Source organism: Pseudomonas sp. LBUM1662 (assembly GCF_059695915.1).
In genome coordinates this window covers 2,588,903-2,611,260 of sequence record NZ_CP166793.1, presented here as the reverse complement: position 1 = coordinate 2,611,260, position 22,358 = coordinate 2,588,903, and the positions used below count along the sequence as shown (strand labels likewise).

17 protein-coding genes and 1 pseudogene are annotated in these 22,358 nt (G+C 60.5%); 7 read left to right on the top strand and 11 right to left on the bottom strand.

Annotation, left to right across the window (positions count from 1 at the left end; all coding sequences use genetic code 11):
• Positions 1-75 precede the first annotated feature (75 nt).
• Positions 76-396 carry a DMT family transporter gene (locus ACA049_RS11735; RefSeq protein ID WP_497335553.1) on the bottom strand — a complete coding sequence of 107 codons (321 nt, stop codon included), beginning with the start codon at positions 394-396 and terminating at the stop codon, positions 76-78.
• A gap of 66 nt (positions 397-462) precedes the next feature.
• A complete protein-coding gene (locus ACA049_RS11730; RefSeq protein WP_497335551.1) occupies positions 463-918 on the bottom strand; it encodes a carboxymuconolactone decarboxylase family protein in 456 nt (151 codons plus the stop codon).
• A gap of 214 nt (positions 919-1,132) precedes the next feature.
• Between ACA049_RS11730 and ACA049_RS11725 the strand changes: the two genes are divergently transcribed.
• From ACA049_RS11725 to ACA049_RS11715, 3 genes are all read left to right on the top strand, one after another.
• Complete coding sequence (locus ACA049_RS11725; protein WP_497335549.1) at positions 1,133-1,738, top strand: FMN-dependent NADH-azoreductase; 606 nt, start codon at positions 1,133-1,135, stop codon at positions 1,736-1,738.
• 58 nt (positions 1,739-1,796) lie between these two features.
• Positions 1,797-3,209 carry a MocR-like pyridoxine biosynthesis transcription factor PdxR gene (gene pdxR, locus ACA049_RS11720; RefSeq protein WP_497335547.1) on the top strand — a complete coding sequence of 471 codons (1,413 nt, stop codon included), beginning with the start codon at positions 1,797-1,799 and terminating at the stop codon, positions 3,207-3,209.
• A 100-nt stretch (positions 3,210-3,309) separates the two neighbouring features.
• Positions 3,310-3,909 carry an LOG family protein gene (locus tag ACA049_RS11715; protein WP_497335545.1) on the top strand — a complete coding sequence of 200 codons (600 nt, stop codon included), beginning with the start codon at positions 3,310-3,312 and terminating at the stop codon, positions 3,907-3,909.
• Position 3,910: 1 nt separating this feature from the next.
• Here ACA049_RS11715 and ACA049_RS11710 read toward each other — a convergent pair whose 3' ends face one another.
• From ACA049_RS11710 to ACA049_RS11695, 4 genes are all read right to left on the bottom strand, one after another.
• Positions 3,911-4,561 carry a response regulator transcription factor gene (locus ACA049_RS11710; RefSeq protein WP_497335543.1) on the bottom strand — a complete coding sequence of 217 codons (651 nt, stop codon included), beginning with the start codon at positions 4,559-4,561 and terminating at the stop codon, positions 3,911-3,913.
• A gap of 100 nt (positions 4,562-4,661) precedes the next feature.
• On the bottom strand, positions 4,662-5,246 hold the full coding sequence (locus ACA049_RS11705) for a lecithin retinol acyltransferase family protein (RefSeq protein ID WP_497335541.1): 585 nt from the start codon (positions 5,244-5,246) through the stop codon (positions 4,662-4,664).
• Positions 5,247-5,359: 113 nt separating this feature from the next.
• Positions 5,360-10,828 carry a trifunctional serine/threonine-protein kinase/ATP-binding protein/sensor histidine kinase gene (locus ACA049_RS11700; protein ID WP_497335539.1) on the bottom strand — a complete coding sequence of 1,823 codons (5,469 nt, stop codon included), beginning with the start codon at positions 10,826-10,828 and terminating at the stop codon, positions 5,360-5,362.
• Positions 10,829-10,995: 167 nt separating this feature from the next.
• Positions 10,996-11,925, bottom strand: coding sequence for a LysR family transcriptional regulator (locus ACA049_RS11695; protein WP_497336825.1), 930 nt, complete (start codon positions 11,923-11,925; stop codon positions 10,996-10,998).
• A 310-nt stretch (positions 11,926-12,235) separates the two neighbouring features.
• Between ACA049_RS11695 and ACA049_RS11690 the strand changes: the two genes are divergently transcribed.
• The 3 genes from ACA049_RS11690 (at position 12,236) to ACA049_RS11680 (ending at position 15,658) form a co-directional block, all read left to right on the top strand.
• Entirely contained in the window at positions 12,236-12,628 is a 393-nt protein-coding gene (locus ACA049_RS11690; RefSeq protein ID WP_497335537.1) for a response regulator transcription factor, read from the top strand.
• Positions 12,629-12,831: 203 nt separating this feature from the next.
• Entirely contained in the window at positions 12,832-14,037 is a 1,206-nt protein-coding gene (locus ACA049_RS11685) for an NAD(P)/FAD-dependent oxidoreductase (protein WP_497335535.1), read from the top strand.
• 169 nt (positions 14,038-14,206) lie between these two features.
• A complete protein-coding gene (locus ACA049_RS11680) occupies positions 14,207-15,658 on the top strand; it encodes a M15 family metallopeptidase (RefSeq protein WP_497336823.1) in 1,452 nt (483 codons plus the stop codon).
• Positions 15,659-15,860: 202 nt separating this feature from the next.
• On the opposite strand, the pseudogene ACA049_RS11675 reads toward ACA049_RS11680, so the two are convergent.
• The 5 genes and pseudogenes from ACA049_RS11675 to ACA049_RS11655 form a co-directional block, all read right to left on the bottom strand.
• A pseudogene (locus ACA049_RS11675) lies at positions 15,861-16,318 on the bottom strand (GNAT family N-acetyltransferase).
• A 19-nt stretch (positions 16,319-16,337) separates the two neighbouring features.
• Entirely contained in the window at positions 16,338-16,991 is a 654-nt protein-coding gene (locus ACA049_RS11670) for a peroxiredoxin (protein WP_497335533.1), read from the bottom strand.
• 160 nt (positions 16,992-17,151) lie between these two features.
• Positions 17,152-18,549: a purine-cytosine permease family protein gene (locus ACA049_RS11665; protein WP_497335531.1), complete on the bottom strand. Its 1,398-nt coding sequence runs from the start codon at positions 18,547-18,549 to the stop codon at positions 17,152-17,154.
• A gap of 189 nt (positions 18,550-18,738) precedes the next feature.
• On the bottom strand, positions 18,739-20,607 hold the full coding sequence (locus ACA049_RS11660) for an amidohydrolase (RefSeq protein ID WP_497335529.1): 1,869 nt from the start codon (positions 20,605-20,607) through the stop codon (positions 18,739-18,741).
• Between the two features lie 262 nt (positions 20,608-20,869).
• A complete protein-coding gene (locus ACA049_RS11655) occupies positions 20,870-21,874 on the bottom strand; it encodes a helix-turn-helix transcriptional regulator (RefSeq protein WP_497335527.1) in 1,005 nt (334 codons plus the stop codon).
• Positions 21,875-22,081: 207 nt separating this feature from the next.
• Here ACA049_RS11655 and ACA049_RS11650 point away from each other — a divergent pair, with 207 nt between their 5' ends.
• Positions 22,082-22,354, top strand: coding sequence for a DUF2790 domain-containing protein (locus ACA049_RS11650; protein WP_497335525.1), 273 nt, complete (start codon positions 22,082-22,084; stop codon positions 22,352-22,354).
• The last annotated feature ends 4 nt before the right edge of the window (positions 22,355-22,358 follow it).

Sequence of the window (22,358 nt, the reverse complement as noted above, 5' to 3'; positions counted from 1 at the left end):
ACTTTGAAGCATCGGGGCCAGCAAAATGCCTCTTTTGCACGTTAGTGATTAATCCCTTCACACCCGCCATCGGCTTCAGCTACCCGAGACTAGCCTGAGACCGATCACGCCCACCAGAATCAGTACGATGCAGCCAATTCGCAGCGCCGTCGTGGCGTCGCCCAGCACCGCCATGCCCAGAATCGCGGTGCCTGCTGCGCCGATGCCGGTCCAGACTGCGTAGGCCGTGCCCACGGGCAATGATTTCAGTGACAGTGAAAGCAGGAAGACACTCGATAAACCGGTCCCCGCCGCCAAAAGCCCGGGGATCAGTCGGGTAAAACCTTCAGACCCTTTCATGTAGAAGGCAAATGCGATTTCGAGAATACCGGCGATACCCAGTAATGCCCATGCCATGGTCTTGACTCCGTGAGTGACCCCGCCAGGCACCAAGGCCCGGCGAGATCGATTGAACGATGGGGTTCAAGCCTTGTTGGCAGCGGCCGGTTTCGAACGGAACGTCACGCCGAATCGGTTGAAGGCGTTCATCAAACCGATGGCATACGTCAGGTCCGCCAGCTCCTTGTCGCCGAACTCGGCAGCCGCTGCCTCGTAGTAGGCATCGGGAACACCGGTTTCAGCGACGCGGGTGACTGTTTCCGCCCAACTTAATGCTGTGCGCTCGCGCTGGCTGAACACTTCACCCGCGTCATGCCAGACGGGTACGAGGACCAGTTTGTCGACGCTGACCCCGAGTTTGAGCAGGTCACGGGAATGCATGTCGATGCAGAAGGCGCAGCCGTTGATTTGCGATACCCGCAGGTAAACCAGATCAATCAGTTCGTGGGAAAGACCGCTGTTTTGCAGGCAGACGTATACGCCACCAAATGCCTTGTAACCTTCAGGAGAAGCTTTTGCGTAGTCGATGCGAGTCGTCATGATGAGTCCTTGTGTTGGCTGGATGAGGACGCCATCGTGCTGCCGCTTGGTCTATTTGATAAGGTCCATGAATGGTGTTGTGTACTGGGCCATGCGTACGTGACTCGCGAACAAACATGGCCCAGCCCGAAAGCCAGTTCATGGATCTTCGGTATAGGTCATGGGCTTCCTAGAATGATTCCCCTCAACCAGGCAATCCAATAACGGGTGAATCATGAAAATCCTCCACGTCACGTGCAGCCCTCGCGGCCCGCACTCCGAGAGTTCCAGACTTTCCAACACCATCATTGGTTTTTTGTTGAAGAACAATCCAACGGCATCAGTCATCAACCGGGTGGTGGCGGGCAATGCCATTGCGCAGGTGGATGCGCTCTATGCCGAGTCCCAGCAGTCGCTGGCGGATGTCACTCAGGAAGGTTCCATCGCCCGCTCGGATGAGCTGATTGAAGAACTGGACCGTGCCGATGTCGTGGTCATTGGAACGCCCATGCACAACTTCACCGTTCCGGCAGCCCTGAAAGTCTGGATCGATCATATCGCTCGCGTTCGCCGCACCTTCAATGTCGGCGCGCAAGGCAAAACCAGCCTGCTGCGCGATCGTCCGGTGTTTATCGCAGTGTCCTCGGGCGGCCGATTTTCCGGGGTCAACCCGCGCCAGCCGGACTTTCTGACGCCGTATCTGAAAGCCGTTCTGGGCATGATCGGACTGCATGCACTAACGTTCTTCTCTGTTGAAGGCACAGCCTTGGGTCCGGACGTCGTCACCGAGGCCAGGAGCAAGGCCGATCAAGCACTGCAAGCGCATTTTTCTTCGCTGTGATGACTAGGCATCATGCTGAATCTCCTGAAGCAAAACCAAACAGGACGCCGGCGAGGCCATGGCCAATCAGATCAACAGTTTTTCACCGCTCGACCCCAGCTCCAGCGAGCCGATCTATCGGCAGATCTACTGGCGGTTCCGGGGTGCGATTGCTGACGGCGTACTCGCACCCGGAGAGCGGATTCCCGCGGCCCGGGCATTGGCCAAAGAACTCGGACTGGCCAGGGGCACCGTCGACACCGCGTACTCACTCCTGACCGCCGAGGGCTACATTCAGGCGCGCGGTCAGGCGGGCACGGTCGTGGCGCCGGGCATCAAGGCCAGTGCGCCCTCTTCCCCCACGGAGCGATCCTTCAGCTCAGCGGCCGGCAGCTCGATCAGGCACAAGGCGCAGGTGTTGCCCTTTCAAATGGCCCTGCCCGCGCTGGACGCCTTTCCCAGGAAAATCTGGGCGCAAATCGGCGCCCGATGCGTGCGCGCCACGCAGATCCAGGACATGGCCAATCCGTCGGTCTATGGCCTGGAATCTTTGCGCATCGCCATCGCCACCTACCTGCAAGTCGCCCGGGGCATTACCTGCTCGCCGGCCCAGGTGTTCATCACTTCGGGGTACCGAAACTCACTGTCGTTGATCACGCATGCGCTCCTCAAACCGGGGGACCGCGTGCTGATTGAAGACCCTGGCTACCTGCCCACCCGCCAGTTACTGGCGCATCTGCAAATCGAAATAGCCCCCGTCCCGGTCGACCAGGACGGCATGCAGGTAACGCAAGGTCTGGACAAAGGCGCGCGGGCCGCCGTCGTCACCCCGGCCCATCAAAGTCCGCTGTGCGTGTCGCTGTCGTTGCCGCGCCGTCTGGAATTGCTGGAGTGGGCGAGCCGGCAGCAAACGTGGATTGTCGAAGACGATTACGACGGCGAGTACCGCTACATCAGCCGCCCGCTGCCGGCGCTCAAAAGTCTGGATCGCGAGGGTCGGGTGCTTTATTGCGGCACGTTCAGCAAAGTGCTGTTTCCTGGCATCCGCCTGGCCTACGTGGTGGTTCCGGAAGCCCAGGTCGAGCGCTTCGAACACGTCAGCGAGACATTCCTCGGCGGCTGCCCGGAACTCACCCAAGCCATCGTCGCCACGTTTGTGACCGAGGGCCATTTTGCCCGGCACATCCAGCGCATGCGCAAGCTCTACGGCGAGCGCCGGGAGGCCACCGTGCGCGGGCTCAAGAAAGCCTTGGGCGAACACATTCGCATCGATGCCCAGCCGGGCGGCATGCACCTGATTCTGCGGCTGACGGAACATCAATCCGATCGATTGCTGGTCGAGCGTCTGCAACAAGCGGGGATTTACGCGGAAGCCCTGTCGGACTGGAGCATCAGCGGCCCGGCAAGCTCCGCGCTGCTGCTCGGGTTCGCCAACATTCAATCGCAGGACAGCGCCGAACAACTGGGCAGACGCATTCTCGAGTTGCTGTAAACCTGCGGGATGGCCCATTCAAACAGGCTGTTCTTGGCTCTTTTGCACCGGGCCAGCAGAACGCAGGATGAGGTGATCTCCCTCTCGGCGGTAAATATCGATGTCCACACCTCCCCCGCTTCGCAGCATTGCGGTGTTCTCCGGCTCCAACTACGGCTTCAACCCAGACTATCTTCAAGGGGCTCAAGCCCTGGGCCGGGAGATTGCCAGACGCGGCCTGCAACTGGTCTATGGCGGCACCGACAAGGGCTTGATGGGCGTCATGGCCGACACCGTGCTCGCCGAGGGCGGCGAAGTCGTCGGCATCATCACGCGCCTGCTGTACGACCTCGGGCATCTTCATCCGGAACTGACCCGCCATGAAATAACCCCGGACATGCGCAGCCGCAAAACGCGCATGAGCGAGTCGGCGGACGCGTTCATTGCATTACCCGGCGGGTTGGGGACGTTTGAAGAGTTGTTTGAAGTCGCGACACTGACCCAACTGGGTGAACATCACAAAGGCGTCGCCTGCCTGAACATCGGCGACTTTTTCAACCCGGTGCGCAGCCTGCTGAACCATGCGGTGAGCGAAGGTTTCATGAAGCGCGAACACAGCGAGATGCTGATCTTCAACACCGACCCGTCGGCGCTGATCGACGCACTTGAACAGTGGCAAGCGCCCACGGTGACGAAATGGATCGGGCCGGCGGGTACTTGAATCAACGGTCGTGCCCAATCCCCAATGACTCGGCCATGCGAACCAGGTCAGCAAACGACTTGGCATGCATTTTTTTCATGGCATGGGCGCGGTGGATTTTCACGGTGATCTCGCTCAGGTTCATCTGCCCGGCGATCTGCTTGTTCATCAGGCCTTTGGCGGCAAGGGCCATCACCTCCTTTTCCCGCGCGGTCAGCGATTCGTAGTTGCTGTGCAGGTTCGAACGCTGTTGCTCGATTTCCCGACGTCGGATATCGGCTTGAAGTGCGCCTGACACCGCGTCCAGCAGATCCTGTTCGCGAAAGGGTTTTGCCAGAAAGTCCACGGCACCGGCCTTCATCGCCTTCACCGACATCTCGATGTCGCCATGACCGGTGATGAAAATGATTGGAATGTTAGCGTTTGATTCAACCAACTGGCGCTGGAAGTCCAGGCCGCTACTGCCTTGAAGCCGTACATCAAGGACCAGACAGCTGGCGGCCTCTGTCTTCGGTTGCCGAAGATAATCCGCCGTGGACGCAAACGTCTCGACCTGGATCCCGGCAGAGCGCAATAGATTACTCAAAGCGTCGCGGATGGACGCATCGTCATCCACCACGTACACCATAGAGCCTTTGCTGCCGGATTCACTGGATGAAGGATTGCCGCTCATGCGCCGTCCTCAACGGGAATTGTCAGGCAAAAAGTGTAGCAGCAGCACACGCCGATTTCTGCGATGCGCCGCCGTTTTTGTAGCAGCCTCGCGTTGGGCATTAGGCGATAAAGTGTTGTTCCAGCGCCGATATAAAAGAGAACAAAGAACGTGGGCAACGCAAGTACGCGTCGACTTGGGCGCTGTAACTTTTGCCACTGATGCACCAACTGCAAAAATGTTCGCAGTTGTTGGAGAGAATCCTGTATTGATTTTCACCGATTCTTGAACGTGCACGATTGGCGACTTCATGGCTGGCATATTCACACGGTTCTTGAATCATCCAGACCGGTTTACCGTGGGCGAAACGTTCAAGATCAATCACTTCGACGGGGCCAGGTTTGAATGAACTGCTGAACCCGGAGTAATGAGCAACCTTTCCACCGCCAAGGTAGATCCCGTGATGCATGTAAAACGTGCGCGGCCCCACCAGATGCGCGCCGACAGGCAAGCTGCCTGCGGCCTCCTGGACATTGACCAGGTTCAGTAAAACGCCAGACGAATTGCGGATTTCGAAGGGGTGACTTCCAGTCATAAAGGCATTCAATTGACTGAAAACGCCCGTTGTCATCAGCGTCAAACAAACAAGTACAGTAGAACGAAGCGCTGAAAAGCTTTCGACTGCCTTGGCGGTAAAACCATTCATGACAACATCCTCCGCAACCCTTGGATTTACTCTATCGCCAAGGTTGCGGAGTTACATTTGTACCTATGATTAGTTTGAGCGACCTATAAATATATCCCCCCTAAACCTAAGTATTAATCCTGATGCCGGGGAAGCGTGAATTGAACAATGGCGCCACGCGGCTGGTTGGCGCCAGCCCACAAACGACCGCCATGGGCCTGGATGATCGAACGACAAATCGATAACCCCATCCCCATGCCCGCAGGCTTGGTGGTGTAGAAAGAGGCGAACACCAGGTCGGTGCTTTCCGAGGCAAACCCCGGCCCGGAATCGCTCACCGTCACACACACGCTGCCCGCCTCGTCCAGCACCGCGCTGACCTGCAAGTGCCGCTCGCCTTCGCTTACCGCGCTCATGGCCTCCAGCGCGTTCATGATCAGGTTGAGCAGCACCTGTTGCAGCTCCACCCGGTCGCCGTCGATCAATGGCAAACCGTCCGCGAGGTGCGTCTCTATCGAGGCGCCGCTCTTGGTGATCTGGCCTCGGCTGAACCCGATCATCTCGCGGATCGCCGCGTTGATGTCCACCGGCCCCCGTTGCGGCGGTGCCTTGCGGATATGCTGACGAATCCGGCCCAGCACGTCCGCCGCTCGATTGGCATCGGTGATGAGACTGCCCAACACCTGGCGGACCTCGCCAATCTCGGGTGGATCGGCGTTCAGCCAGCGCAGCGCGGCGTTGGCGTTGAGTATCGCGGCGGCAATCGGCTGATTGACCTCGTGGGCGATCGAGGCCACCAGCTGGCCCATGGTTGCGACGCGGTTCGCGTGGGCCAGCTCCGTTTGCACCTCGCGATAACGGCGTTCACTTTCGCGGATTTTCTCTTCGGCCTGCTTGCGTTCGGTCAGGTCCACCACGAAAGCGACCCCTTCCTTGCTGCTGGCTTCGAACATGGCCAGACCGACGATGATCGGCAGGCGACTGCCATCCTTCTTGAAGTATTCCTTCTCGTAAGGTCGGGCGTACCCGGTCTGCACAGCCTGTTCCAGAGAGCGCTCGCTAAGGGCAAGAAACTCCGGCGGCGTCAGATCACGCCAGCGCAGGCGATGCGTGGCAAGGTCTTCGCGGGTGTAGCCGACCATGCGCAGAAAGGCGTCATTGGCCTCGAGAATGTCGCCGTCGGCATTCCAGAACAGGATCCCGATGATGTTGGCGTCGACGAGGCGCCGGATCTTCGATTCGCGCTCCGCGACCTCGAGGTACAAACGGGCATTTTCCAGCGACACGGCCGCCTGCGAAGCCACCAGTTTCAACACGGCAATCCGGGCCGGGCTGAACACGCGGGCGGCCAGGTTGTTTTCCAGGTAGAGCGCGCCGACGAGCTTGGCCTGGTTCATCAACGGCAGGCAAAGAATCGAGCGGGCGCGATGCTGGCGAATGTACGGGTCTGCGGTAAACGAAGCCTCGGCCACGGCGTCATCAAGAAAGACGCTCTCCCGGGTGCGCAAGACCTGATAGAGAACGGACTCTGGTAGCAGCGCCGAACTTACCGGCACATCGCGCAACTGCGTCGAGTGGCCGCCGGTGGTCACTTGCGCCGCTATTCGGTGTTCACAGCCATCCGACAGAATCAACAGGCCGCGTTCGGCACCGGCCTGTTCGATCGCCGTGCGCATCACCCTGTCGACCAGTTTCTCCAGGACGATTTCGCCTGACACGGCCTGGGAAACCTTGAGGACGGTGGCCAGATCAAGGTGTTCGACCGGCGCGACCATCGTTGTCGGACCGAGCAAATGCGCTTCGGCCCTCAGCGACGGATACGTCGTCTCGAGCTGCCGCACCTTGCCATCAGCGCCCCATCGCAGGTAGCCGTAACGGGCGTCTTGCAAATAAACGCGGGCAATCTTGCCGAGACCGCGCGCCGCGTAGAAGCGCGAAGCGAGTTCGTTGGCCAGCGCTTCGATATGGACAAAACCGCTGTCCTGCGCCGTCAGAATGGCCTGTTCGTAAAGCAGCTCGGCATCCAGCACACGCCCTTCGACGCGGGCAATCTCCGCGCCGACCAGCGCAGCCCGGCTGGCGAAATTCTCCGGACATTGTTGTGCCCAGGTCTGCAGCTGCCGGTGATCCGCCACCATCGCCGTCAAGTGCTGCGCATGCTCGTCCACCGGAACGCCATCGCACCAAGTGGCCCGGGCCAGCGCGTCATAGAAGCAAAACTCGGCTTCCTCGTAAAACAGGTAGGAAGTCCAAAGCAACTGCTGGGCCTTGGCGGCGGCTTGCATGGCCGCGCCAGGGTCGTCGGCCAGGTAGCAGGCCTGTAATTTGCGCACCCAGTACCAACACTCGGCCAGTGCCAGGTCCGGGTTGGCAGCCAGGTGGGCTTCGAAATCACGCTCGCTGAACGGCTCGTCGTCAAAGCAACCGAAGGTGGGCGTCAAACCTCGGAGCATGCGGATCGACGCGAGCTGCGTGCCGATGAAATCGCCGACCAGCCCGAAGCGCACCTTCCTGGCATAAGCCAGGCCACGCTCGGCTTCAACTTGCACCTCGGACAATGGCTCGCCAGCGAAAAGAGAGTCGGAGACGAGGCTGTTGCCCGCATAAGCGCCATACGGCAAGTCGCCACTTCGGTTCGCCGCCGCAAAGGAGCGGCGCAGCAGGTCGCGGCATTGCTCCACGGGTTTCATCCAGCGCACGGCAAAATTGGAGAAGCACAGATAGGTGCTGGCCTCGAACCGATTCAGGCCACGCCGATCAACGAGATCGCAGCCGAGTTGGCCGAAACGGAACCCGGCCTGGTAGTCGCCGAAACGCCGCCCGGCGACCCTGAAGGTATTGGCGTAATGCACACAGGAAGCATCGCAGTTGCCCCGTTCGAGGCTGAGACTGACCGCCTTGCAGATCGACAGGCACGCCAGGTTCGCATCGGTCTGCAAGGCCGGTGGGAACAGCTTGCCCAGCGCGCTGACGGTCATGAGAGACGCCGCGTCCTCCATCAGCGGCAGATCGATGAGTGCCTCGATGGTCCGGTCCCCCAGGGTCGACCAGATCTGGTCGTATTCGCGGCGCACTTCCTCGTCGTTGGGATGGGCAGACCATTCGATACCCACATGCCGCAGGTAAGCGAGGCAGACAGCGACCGCACCATCGCTGCGATCCAGGAGCAGGTAGACATCCATTTGCAGGCACACGACGTTGGCGCGCTCGATCGTGGTCGTGGCGCGATTCGACAGCGATGCCAGACGCTCGTCCGCAGCCGATAGCTGACCGGTCAGAAGCTCGCATTCAGCGCGGTTCAATTCCAGCGCGAAGATCAGCTCATGCCGACGCGCCCAACAGTCGTCGTCCAGCAACTGTGCCCCGGTGGTGAGGTAATTGAGCGCCGAGGCATAGGCCGTCGACGCCTTGGCGCGCTGGCCGGCCATCAGGTTGAACGCTGCCAATTGCTCGCGCTCGCCCTGCTCGGTCAGCAGCGCGGCGCCGCGATTGAGCTGGCCGACAATTTCAAAGATCGCCTCTTCCAGCTGTTCCGCAGGTGTCTGCGCGGCGAGCAGCCGGCCGATCCGCAAATGAGCTTCGGCGCGTGATTTCCTGGGAATCAGCGAATAAGCGGCTTCATGGATTCGGTCGTGAACAAACCGATAAGCGCCCTCCAGCCGCTCGACCAATTCCAGGCGAATCGCCTCCCACAGCACCGCGCGGATCTGCGCTTTCGGCAGGCCCAGAACGGTCGAAAGCGATGAAATACCGGCGACGTTCCCCAGGCAGGCCAGCTGCTGCAGCGCCTGTTGCGTTTCAATGGGCAAACGCGTCAGTTTGCCGACCATCAGGTCGACGATGTTGTCGGTGTAACCCTTGGCATGGATGCGATCCGGGTCCCAGGACCACTGCCGTACGTCATGATCAAAGCTCAGCAATTGCTCGTCGGCGAGGGCTTGCAGGAACTGGATCACAAAGAACGGATTGCCCGCGGTTTTATCCAGCACCAACTGCGCCAGGGGCTCGATGCGCGCAGGTTCGTCATGCAGCGCATCGGTAATCAATTGCTCAATGTGCGCCTTGGCGAGCGGTGCCAGGGTGATCTCATCAACCTTGCCCCCGGCATTGCGAATGGCGTGAAGTTTGCCCGTCAGCGGGTGCGAGTCATCCACCTCGTTGCTGCGGTAGGCGCCTACCAGCATGAGGTGGCGCACATCGGAGCTGGTGAGCAGATCTTCAAGCAGGTCGAGGGTTGCCGCGTCGAGCCATTGCAAATCGTCGAGAAACAGCGCGAGCGGGTGCTCCTCCCGGGCAAACACACCGATAAAGCGCCGGAACACCAGAAGGAAGCGGTGTTGCGCCTGTTGCGGTTCAAGGGGTGGAACCGGTGGCTGCTCGCCGATGATCAGCTTCAGCTCGGGGATCAGGTCGGTCATCAGCCGCCCATTGGCGTCCAGCGCTTCCTGCAACGCGTCGCGCCAGTGCGCCAGTTCCGTGTCGGACTTGCCCAGCAGCGTGCGCACCAGGCTTTGAAAGGCCTGCACCAGCGTCGAATAGGGAATGTCGCGCCGGTATTGATCGAACTTGCCGGACGCGAAGAGGCCTCGCGGCGGCACCAGCACTTTGTGCAGTTCATTGACCACCGAAGACTTGCCAATGCCGGAATAGCCGGTGACCAGCACCAGTTCCGGCGCGCTGCTGCGAATGATCCGGTCGAACGCGGCGACCAGAGTGTCGACCTCGCGCTCGCGCCCGTAGAGTTTCTCGGGAATCAGCAGCCGATCGGAGGTGCCGTGCTCGCCGAGCGTGAAGGGCTTGATCCGGTGCAATTGCTGCCAGTCTGCCAGGCAGCGTCGCAGATCATGCTCAACCGACGCGGCCGTCTGGTAACGATCCTCAGCGGTCTTGGCGAGCAATTTCATGACGATATCGGAGAGCGCCTCGGGGATGGTTTCGACCCGTTCGCTGGGTGGCTGCGGTTGTTTGGCGATATGGCAATGCACCCACTCGATCGGGTCCGAGGCCTTGAACGGCAGCGAACCGGTCAACATCTCGTACAGCGTGACGCCAAAGGAATAGAGGTCGCTGCGCGAATCGATCGAGCGATTCATTCTGCCGGTCTGTTCAGGTGCCATGTAGGCGAGCGTGCCGGCGATGGTCTCGGGTGCCTGTCGCTCGCGTGGCAGCCGAGAAGCCAGACCAAATCCTGTTAGCCGGGCCTGACCGTCGGCGCAATCCACCAGGATATGGCTGGGCTTGATGTCTTTATGGACGAGTCCGCGCTGGTGAAGCTTGCCCAGCACGACTGCGATGCTGATCGCCAGACGCAGAAAAGTGGCGGTTTCCAGAGGCGCCACCAGCAGATGCACCAGCGGCGCGCCGCCGGGATCCTCGAACACCAGCTGCATCTGCCCGCCTTCGCGCACCATCTCAAGCGGTTGCACCGCCCAGGTGCCGTCCAGTTCGTCCTTCAGGCCAAACTCGTGAGCGAGTCGGCCCAGGCACGCTGGAAGAGGTTGTTCCGCGGCAGGCCGCGCGACCAGCACATGGCGGTCGTTGCCGACATCCACGCGTTGCTCCCGACTGAAGATACGCTCACCGTCGTCCCAGGATAACTGCATGCTTTTGTTCATCGGAGTGGGAACACGAGTTGGTTTTTTTATAGGCCGTACAGTGCCGTCAGGCTGTCGTCCAGTGTAACCACTTTGTAGATTAGCTCCACTTGGGAGCCCTTCACAGTCACCTCATGGAAGTTCCGGCTCGAAGGTCATCGATGAATCGCCCCGCTTCAGGCCACGGCCATGGTTAGCGCCTGCTGCTGACCCAGATAGCGGCAAAAACAGGCGCGCAACCAGCTTTCGCGCGGGTCGTTGTGCATCGCGCCGCGCCACGCCATGGACAGTTCCGGCGTAGGCAGCTGCAACGGCACACACTCGGCGCGCATGCCTTCCAGCCGCGCCATGGCCTGGGCGACGTAGTCGGGCACGATCGCCACCATGTCGCTGCCGGCGAGCAAACCGGGCAAAGCACTGAATTGAGGGACCGCCAGCACCACCTTGCGCTGCCGCCCGACGAGGTCCAGGGCATGATCGGCATCATCGATGACATGTCCCATCGAAGACACCACCACATGCGGCCGCCGGCAGAAGTCGTCCAGCGTCACGGGGCCAGGGGCCGAATCAGCGCGCAGGAGCCTCGGTTGCATCGGGCGCAGGACCTTGCAATGAGCACTGGCGGGCAGCTCCTGCGCGAGGCTGATACCGACGGAAATGTCACCGGAGGCCAACAGTTGCGGCAATTGCCGCTGGTCCACCCGGCGCACCACCAGGGTGATGTTCGGCGCCTCATCGCGCAGGTGCCTCATCATGCATGGCAGCAGCGCGTACTCGACATCATCCGAGAGCCCGACATGGAAGGTGCCTTCGCTGGTCAGCGGATCGAACGCGTGGGTGCAGCTCAAGGCGACGGCAATGCCATCCAGGGCCGGCGCCAGCCGCGCATGGATCTCCTCGGCCCGCGCCGTTGGTTCCATCGTCCGGCCTGCGCGGATGAACAGCGGATCATTGAACATCGAACGCAAGCGCCCGAGGGCGCAACTGATGGTGGTCTGGCCCAGGAACAGCCGTTGTCCGGCCCGGGTGACGTTGCGTTCACGCATCATGGTTTCGAAGACAACCAGCAGATTGATGTCGGCATGTCGCAGGTCATTTCTGTTCATCATGTTCATGTTCGTCGCCCGGGTCAGTGGATATCGAACTTCAGCTCGTTGCGCATCCCGTGTCGCCGGAAGCCAAGGATGCGGCTCCAGCTTAGGCGGGCCAATCTGCAGACGTCACTTGTACGTGGGTACAGTCGATGTATCCCTTGGTTGTGTCCCCTTGTACGTGGGTATGCCCCGCCACAAGCGCGCTGTTGCCTTGGCGACTTCGACACTTACGTCTTAGCGGGCTATACGTTGGTATAACTATTCCACCTTGGCAGTCCGCGTATCTTGTAATAACAACAGGCTCTGTCACGGAGCATTCCACATGGATCAAGACATTCAAGTGCGTAATATGGCAATGATTGCGGTAGTCGATGACGACGACTCCATCCGGACAGCCCTGAAAAGCTTATTGCGGTCCAGCGGTTATAAAGTTCGCACCTATTGCAGCGCAATTGAGTTTCTCAGCGCGAATGCCCCCGCTGAAACCGACTGCCTGATTTCCGATATCCAGATGCCGGACATGAGCGGCATACAGATGCATGAGCAACTGGTCGCGACGGGCTTTGACATCCCAACCATCTTCATCACCGGTCACCCTGAAGCCGCGCAACACCTTGGCGCCGACACTCCGAACCTGGTTGCCTGGCTACCCAAACCCTGTGACGCCGACAAACTGCTGGACTGCATCAAGAACGCCCTCCTCCCGCGGCACTGAAAGCACGCTGCAAAGTAGCTCGCCGCCTCCCGTTAATACCTTGGTATATCTTTCGCCCACTGAAGTATGACTTTGCTGAACCGATGTAGAAGTGCGCCCGGCAGAATCCATTAATACCATTGCACTCACAGCGGACGACTGCCGTCCCGCCAACTTGAAGAACACCTTCAAGACTATTGACCACTTCTTTTCAGGAACAAATCATGAAACAGCAAATTCTGGTTATCGGCGCGGGGTTCGGTGGTGTATGGAGTGCATTGAGCGCCGCGCGTCTGCTGGACATGCATGACCGTAACGACGTGGAGATCACCCTGTTGGCACCTCAGGCGGAATTGCGCATCCGTCCCCGCTTCTACGAACCGGACGTACACAAGATGTTCGCGCCGCTGGACGCGCTGTTCGACTCGGTGGGTGTGCGTTTCGTCAAAGGCATGGCCGAGGGCATCGACGAGCAGACAAAAACCGTCAGCTACCGCGATGAAGCGGGTCGCGAGGGCGCGTTGAGCTACGACCGTCTGGTGCTGGCGGCCGGCAGCCAGTTGGCCCGTCCGAAAGCAGTGCCAGGTCTTGCCGAGCACGCCTTCGACGTGGACCAGATCGAAGCCGCGGTGCGTTTGGAAAACCACATCAAATCCCTCAAGGACCAGCCGTACAGCGTTGCCCGCAACACCGTGGTGGTCGCCGGTGGCGGCTTTACCGGGATCGAGACCGGCACCGAAATGCCGGCACGCCTGCGGGCCGTGCTCGGTGACGATCAGGATATGCGCGTGATCATCGTCGACCGCGCGCCACAGATCGGCGCGACGTTGGGTGACGGAATTCGTCCGTCGCTCATCGAGGCTTCCGAACACCTGGGCGTCGAATGGATCGTCAACGCCAGTGTCGCGGCAGTGGACGCCAACGGCGTGACCCTCGCCGATGGCCGCCACATCGAGGCGCGAACGGTGATCTGGACCGTCGGTTTCCGCGCCAGCCCACTGACCGAACATTTGACCAGCGATCGCGATCCACAAGGGCGCTTGCACGTCGACGAGAACCTGAAAGTGTTGGGTCAGGCGCATGTCTATGCCGCCGGCGACGTCGCCTATGCCGCGACCGACGACCTCGGCAACTTCGCCGCCATGTCCTGCCAGCACGCCATCGCCCTGGGCCGTCACGCCGGGAATAACGTTGCTGCGGATCTGCTGGGTGTCGCGCCAACCCCTTACCGTCAGCCGAAGTACGTGACCTGCCTCGACCTGGGTGCCTGGGGCGCGGTGTTCACCGAAGGCTGGGATCGCCAGCTCAAACTGGTCAAGGACGAGGCCAAGGAACTCAAGACGCAGATCAACACCCAGTGGATCTACCCACCGGCCGCTGATCGCGCCACCGCCCTGGCGGCGGCTGACCCGATGATTCCGGTGGCTTGAAGACCACGTGTTAACCTGGCGCCCGCGATAGCATCGCGGGCGCCTTCGTTTTTGCAGCGTAAAGCCTGCTACCAGACATGAATCAGCCAGACACTGGCAGTCATGGTTTAAGATCCGTTTGAAGTGTTCTCCGGACAAAAACTTCATGCGCTTAAACCTGAAGGTTCGTATGCCCTCCTCGCTGCCACTCCCGAATCAATCGCCCCGCCGTCCGTGGCTGCGATCGCTGCTGTTGCTGAGCCTCATCCTTCCAGGCATCGCCAGTGCCGAGCCAAAGCCGGAACACATGGTCTACCTGCGCACGATTGCCCCCACTATCGAGCAAGACATCCGCTACGCCAGCGCCCACAACTTCACTGGACATCCACTCGACGGTTACGCCGCTGCCGAGTGCCTGCTGTCGCTGGACACCGCCCAGGCCCTCGTCCGGGTGCAACAGGCACTGCAAAAACAAGGCTATGGCTTGAAGGTGTTCGACTGCTATCGACCCAGCCGTGCGGTGGCCGATATGGGCCGCTTCGCGACTGAGCCGGGCGACCCGCGCAAGGCCGAGTTTTATCCGCGCGTGGACAAACAGGACTTCTGGCGGCTGGGGTATGTGGCGCGGGTGTCGAATCACTCCAGAGGCTCAACCGTCGACCTGACGCTGACCGGTCCCAAGGCACTGCCCACCGATACCTGGACGCCCTCGGCCGCGCAAGTCGATTGCACCGCGCCTTATGCCCAGCGCTGGCACGACGGCGCACTCGACATGGGCACCGGGTACGACTGCTTCGATGAGCGCGCGCATACCGCCAACCCGACCATCAACGCGACCGCAAAAGAAAACCGCCAGCGACTCACCAGCGCCATGGAAAAAGAGGGATTTGCCGGGTATTCGAAAGAGTGGTGGCACTTCACTTTTGGAGGAGAGGGAGCGCCGAAGAACGTGATGGATTTTCCCATTACGCCGCTGAGTGCCAGCGAAGTGCTGGACACCAGTCGCCAACTTATTGTGGTCACCACAAAAAACTGGGATGACATTCAGGGCATCGCCCAGCGTTATGAACGAAACGGGGAAGGCTTTAGAAAAGTCGGTGACGGGTTTGCGGTGGTGGTCGGCAAGCACGGGATGGCCTGGGGCAAGGGTCTGGGCAACGTTGAGCCCGGTGAAGGACCGGTCAAACGTGAAGGAGACGGGAAAGCGCCTGCCGGTGTCTTCAAACTCGGGACTGCGTTTGGCTACGACACGACGGGCGATACAAAACTGCCTTATCTCGCGCTGACATCGACCACTGAATGCGTGGATGACAGCAAATCCACACATTACAACGAACTGGTCGACGGCGCGGCGATGACCAGGGACTGGAACAGCTCTGAGCAGATGCGCAAAGAGGATGGCTATCGCAAAGGCATCTTTATTGAACACAACACGCCGGCGTCACCGGGTTCAGGTTCGTGCATTTTTTTCCATATCTGGCGGGGGTCTACGTCGCCTACGTTGGGCTGTACGGCGATGGATCAGGAGGATATTTCGCGGTTGTTCGAGTGGCTGGATCCGCGTGAGTCTCCGGTGCTGGTGCAGATGCCTGAGGGGCAATATGAGCAATGGCGAGAGCGATGGAAGTTGCCGCAGCGTTGATGGAACAGGTGAATCGAATCCTGGATAACCACGTTCCAGCTGGGTTAAGCGCGGGGCCCCTGTAACTGCCGAGCCTGCGAGGCCTGTGGGAGCGGGCTTGCTCGCGAAAGCGGACTGTCAGCCAACATTTTTTTTGAATGCTCTACCGCATTCGCGAGCAAGCCCGCTCCCACAGGGGTGGTGTGGTTGATGAGGGTATTGGTCAGCCCTGCTTCAAGTCGAGGCAGTAGGTGTAATAACCCGGGTCGCGCACGTAACCCAGTGATTCATACAACCGCTGAGCGCCGAAATTGTCCGTGGCCGTTTCCAGCACCATGCCCTTGGCGCCGGTCGACAACGCAAAGGCTCGGGCAGCGTTCATCAATAACCTCCCCACGCCCTGCCCCGTGCTTCGGGGGCGGTGAACAGGTCGCTGAGCAGCCAGGTCCGGTGGGCGTCGATGGATGAGAACGTCGGGTACAGCTGGACAAAGCCCAGCGCATCACCGGTTGAGTCCGATGCGAAAAAGATCACGGATTCATCCTGGGCAACGCGTTCGGCGATGAAATCCCGGGACTGCTGCAAGTTCGAAGGCTGGCCGTAAAAGCCTCGATAAGCGTCGAAGAGGTGGGCGATTGAGTCGATGTGTGTTGCGTCGACGCGCAAGACTTGGACGGCCATGCTGGGGGCTCCGTAGGGGTTACTTCGGTTGCGCCACCGTGCGCAAATAAGGTTTCACTGTTTTGAAACCGTCCGGGTATTTCTTTTTCGCGTCCTCGTCCGATACCGAAGTCGGAATGATCACGTCCTCACCCGGACGCCAGTTAACCGGGGTGGCAACGGTGTGTTTGGCGTTCAATTGCAGCGCATCGAGCAGGCGCAACACCTCATCAAAGTTACGCCCGGCGCTCATTGGGTAGATGAGCATCGCCTTGACCTTTTTGTCCGGCCCGATGATGAACACGGAACGCACCGTGGCGTTGTCCACGGCCGTGCGTGCGCCGCCGCTGGCGTTCGGGTGGATCATGTCGTAGAGCTTGGCCACCACCAGGTTCTCGTCGCCGATCATGGGGTAATTGACCGCATGCCCCTGGGTTTCTTCGATGTCCTTGGCCCAGCTCCCATGGTTACTGACGGGGTCGACGCTGAGCCCGACCACCTTGGTGTTGCGTTTGTCGAACTCCGGCTTGAGCCCGGCCATGTAACCGAGTTCAGTGGTGCACACCGGGGTGAAGTCCTTGGGATGCGAGAACAGAATCGCCCACTTGTCGCCGATCCACTCATGGAAATGCAGCGTGCCCTCGGTGCTTTCGACGGTAAAGTCCGGTGCTTCGTCGCCAATGCGGATGGTCATGATCGTTCTCCTGAAGGTGAGTTCGTAGGGAAGCCGTCGGAACGCGAGTCGCGGTTCCAACGGCGTTCGGGATCTGTGTTGAACCTGTCAACGCGGATCAGTATAGGAGACGCTTCAAGACATGCCGGTGACCGGCGCATTCACTTTGTAAGTCCTTGATTCAGGCCTTTGAAGGCTGCTCAGGCACCACCGCCACCGCCGATGTTCTCGCCAGCAGGTAATAGAGAATGCCCGGCACCACCAGCCCGACGATCCAGGAAATATCGACACCGCCGAGCTGCGCGACCATCGGTCCGGAGTAGAAATGCGTGTCGACGAAAGGCAACTGGATCAACACGCCGATGACATACACGCTGATCCCGCGCACGTTCCAGCGGCCATAACGGCCTGCCGGATCGGACAATGCCGGAATGTCATAACGCTCCTTGTTGATGAAGTAGTAATCCACCAGGTTGATCGCGCTCCACGGCGTGAAGAAGGTCAGCAGAAACAGGATGAAGTACTTGAACGAGTTGAGGAACGAGTACTGCCCCAGCAGCGCCAACGTGGTGGACGCCGCGACAATCAACAGCACAAACACCATGCGCTGGCGGGCGGTGATTTCGAGACGGCTGCGAAAACCGCTGATGATCGTGGCCACGCACATGAAGCTGCCATACGCGTTGAGCGTCGACACCGTGACCTTGCCGAACACCACGCTCAAATACAGCAGCGAGGCCATCACCCCGGTGCTGCCCAGGCCGACGATGGTCGCCACCTCATGACCACGAAAATTCGCACCGGCCAACGCTGCGGCAAACACGCCGAGCACCATGGAGGCCTGGGCGCCGAGCACGGTGCCCAGGCCGACGGCAGCAAAGGTCTTCCAGGACGAGGTTTTGCTCGGCAAGTAGCGTGAGTAGTCGGCCACATAAGGGCCAAAGGCGATTTGCCAGGACGCGGACAACGACACGGCCAGCAGGAAGGTGCTCCAGCCGAAGTGACGGTTTTCCAGCAACAGGCCGATATCGTTGAGCGTCATCAACCGGGTAAACAGGTAGGCAAAGGCAATGATGCCCAGCACGCTGGCCACCCGTCCGACCAGATGGATAACCCGATAGCCAAAGATCGTCAGAAACGCGATGCAGGCGGCGAAAATCAGGATGCCGGTGCTGTCGCTGACATGGATCAACTGGGCAATGGCCTGCCCCGACAGGACCGCTCCGGTCGCGCTGAAACCGAGGTACATCAGGCACACCAGCACAATCGGGATCGCCGCCCCATAGACCCCGAACTGCACACGACTGGAGATCATCTGCGGCAGCCCGAGCTTCGGCCCCTGGGCGGCGTGCAAGGCCACGACTGCGCCGCCGAGCACCTGGCCGATCAGCAAGCCGATGAGCGACCAGAACACGTCTCCGCCCAGCACCACGGCCAGTGCGCCGGTGACGATGGCGGTGATTTGCAGGTTGGCGCCGAGCCACAGGGTGAACTGGCTGTAGAGGCTGCCATGACGCTCGGCCTCGGGGATGTAATCGATCGAACGGGTCTCGATCAGCGGACTTCGTTGTTGGGTCATTGCGGTGTTCTCTTGTTATGGGTAGGCACTTATAACTTCCAGCCAAGCGCGGAACCTGTGGGAGCGGGCTTGCTCGCGAAAGCGGTGTGTCAGCTTGCATCCCTGTTGGATATGCAGCCGCCTTCGCGAGCAAGCCCGCTCCCACAATGACCGCGTTTTACTGGCAGGCATTGGGGCTAATGATGTTTTTTATTGTTGTTCAGTCTTCAAAGCAGCGACTTGAGCCGGCCGCTGTTCAAGCCCCACGAACGGCGCCTTCGCCCACACAACCTTGCCTCCCACCATGGTCAGCACCACGTTATTTCGGGCCAATTCATCCTCGGGCACCTGCATGAAGTTCTTGTCCAGGACGATCAGGTCGGCGAACTTGCCCACTTCCACCGAGCCGACCACCGCGTCCAGTTTCAGCTGTTCGGCAGCGTTGATGGTGATGGTGCGCAGCACCTCCGTGCGCGACAGTGCCGGGTCGGCATTCAGCCGGCCGGCGTACTTGGGGCCGTAGCTGTGGGGGTTCTGCGGGTCGCCGGAGCGGGTGACGCCGATCTTCAGCGCGAGGAACTCGTCGAGCGGGTCGACGGGCCAGTCGCTGCCATACGCCACGCGGCCGCCGGCCCGGGCGATGCTGCCCGACGGCTCCATGCGAGCGAAACGCTGGGCGCCCAGGTGATCGCTGGTGCCGTCGATGGTGGACGGCGCCTGCTGGGCCCATTGGAAGGACATGTTGGCGGTCACGTCGAGGGCCTTGAAGCGTGGATAGTCGGCAGGGTCCACGGACTCGTTGTGCGTGATGGCCGGGCGAAAACCATTACCGGGCAATTGCTGGCGCACATATTCGATGCCGTTCAGCGAATCACGTACCGCGCGGTCTCCGGTGGCGTGCAGGTGCGGGTCGAGGCCGGCCTGCACGGCTTGCAACAGCAACGGCTTGAGCACTTGTGGCGGGAAGTACAGCTCACCGACATTCTTGCCCGCTGTCCATTTCGGCGCCTTATCGGTTCCGGCATTGTGCAAGTACGGCGTCAGCATCGCTCCGGTGTCCGCCGGCGCATTGATGATGCCGTCCATGAACAATTTGACGTGGCGCATGCTCACGCCCGGCGCGACTTTGGTCTCGCCCTGGTCGTAAGTCGTGGCCAATGCCTTGGCGTCGGCGATGGTTTTTGTCGGGTCTGCCGCGGCGGCGGCCGGGTCCAGTTTGATTGCGAGCAAGGCCCGGGCAGTCAGTTCGCCCGACTGCTGCAGGCTGGTGAACGCCTTGCCACTTTCCGGCCCTGACAAGGCATCGAAGAAGCTGGTGATGCCTTGCTGGCGCATCGCGTCGAGCGCCGCGCGGGTCTGAGTCAGTTTCTCGGCGTCGGTGGCGGGAGGCACAACCGCAGCCATGGCATCGGCCGCACCGTCTTCGCAGATGCCGTTGGGGTTACCGGCGCTGTCGCGCACGTATTTGCCATCGCTCGGATTGACGGTGTTTTTGTTGATGCCGGCCACTGCCAGGCCACGGGAGTTGGTCAGCACGGTGTGAAAGTCGGTGGAACGCACCTGGATCGGACGCTGGGTCTTGAGCGCGTCCAGCGTCGATTTGTCCGGGTCGCCATCGAGCCCGTCCATGCCCATGCGATCCCAACTACCCACTTCAAGCCAGACATCGGGGCCTTTGTCCTTGTCGGCGTCCAGGCACGCTTGAATGGTTTCCTGGAACACCTTGCGCGTCATCGTCTGGTATTTCAGGTCGCACAAGGTCATGGCGCGGCCGCCGTCCCCCGGGTGCATGTGCGCATCGATGAAGCCCGGCATCAGCATGCGTCCGGCCAGATCGACCAGTTGGGTCTGCTTGCCGATGTACGCAGAAACCCCTTCGTCGCTGCCGACATAAACGATCTTCCCGCCCGTCACAGCAATCGCCTGTTGCACGGAATTCTGGCCATCGACGGTGTAGACGTAGCCGTTGCGCATCACCATGTCGGCGGGCGTCGAGCCCTGAGTCTGGCACCCCACGAGTGCCGTGGAAGCAAGTGCCGTAGTGGTCGCAACCGCGATAAACAGCCTGGAAAATTTCAACTGCCTCACCTCTGTTCTTATAGTTTTGGAAGTGGCCCGGACAGACTGCCGCGTAAGCCCCTGATATACAGGGCATACCCTATAGAGCGCCGCCGCCTGCGGGACCTCCACAAATGAGGAGGGGTCGGCAAATTGTCCATGTGGGAAAGCGCTAAAAGATCGCAGCCTCGTTTCACTCGACAGCTCCTACAGGGGATCGCGTAATCCTGTAGGAGCTGTCGAATGAAACGAGGCTGCGATCTTTTGAACTTGCTCCCACAGGTTAATCGCGGCGCGTTAGGTCTCGCAGGACGGAACCCAGCTCCACCTTGCTTTTCACGCCGAGCTGCAAGTAGCAATTGCGCAGATAAGTGCGCACTGTCGCCGGGCTCAAGGTCAGGATTTTCGCGATTTCTTTATAGGAATGACCGGCCGCAAACAGCATCGCCGCCGTCCGCTCCCGTGGCGCAAGCACGGCCGCGCGGGACTGCGCTTCGAGCGACAAAATCACATGGTCCGCGTTCGGGCTCAGCGTCAACGCGCAACGGCCAAGGCGCATCACACACGGGGCCTTTTGCAGTTGCGCGATCACCTCGGCCGGCAGCATCGAGCCGCTCCACCCGGGCAACTCGCGCTGAATCGCGACGCACAGGCTGGCGCCGACGTACAGCAGACTGCCGTCCATGCGCGCCACGCCAAAGTCGGTCGCGCCGTTGCCGGTGTCGCTGCGGATCATGTCTTGCACCTGGAACCGCCACAGCTGCAACAGGTGATCGCAGAACGCCGAAAACAAGGCGGCCTCGCTGTCGCTGAACGCCGGAGCCTCCATGCCACGGTAGAGGCAGACGAAGAACATCAAGCCGCTTTCGGGCAACTCGAAGGTGATGCACATCGGGTGATAAAGGTCATGGCGCCGAGCGAACGCGTCCACGGCTTCATCGGGGTCGGTGAAGCCGCTGTCGCGCACCACCGCACCGGGCTGACTCAGGGTGTCGTGGGAAAATTTGTCGCGGCCCGCGCTCTTGTGCCATTCGGCGGCAAACGATTCGGGCAGATTGATGCGCCCGTGCATCCAGCTTTTAGGCGGCGCGTTGCCGGCGGACGCGGACATTTCGCCCCACCACGCCGACGCAAAGGGCACCAGTTGGCGGAACGCTTGCAGGCCTTCGGCGATGAACTGCGAGGCGCCGCGATCCCGGGCCAGCCGCCCCAGGTGCAGCACGCACCGATTGAACGCTTTCAGCGTTGCCATCGACGGCGTTGCGCCGACGTCATCACCCTCCTCCATCGTTCTGATCCTGTTCGCTGTACGACGTATTTTTTCGACGATGCCATAGGCGCAGACGCAACGCCATGGGCTTTTTTGACGCCTGCCATTCATGCCCGATCCGGCAACAGTGTTTGTCCAGCGGGCCGCTATTTGAGGGAGCGCTAACCCCCTAGCATCGTCTCTACCCGGTGAGCCCGGGTCAACCAAGACGAAAAGGTGAATAACATGAAAGCTTTAAAAATTGCGCTGTTCCTGGCGCTGGGCGGTATCGGCGCACAGGCCTTTGCAGACGACAGCACCTCAACGGCCGACGCCAGTAAAACGCCGGTTGAAAGCTACTCCTACGGCACCAAACTGGACATCAAGAAAATCATCACCGTAACCGACATCCCGGACGAGTGCGGACCGGTTCCAGCCCGAATGACCTATGAAGATTCCCAGGGTCAACGCCATGTCCTTCAATACCAGGTGATGGGCACCGGATGTTCAAATGGTTGAAGCC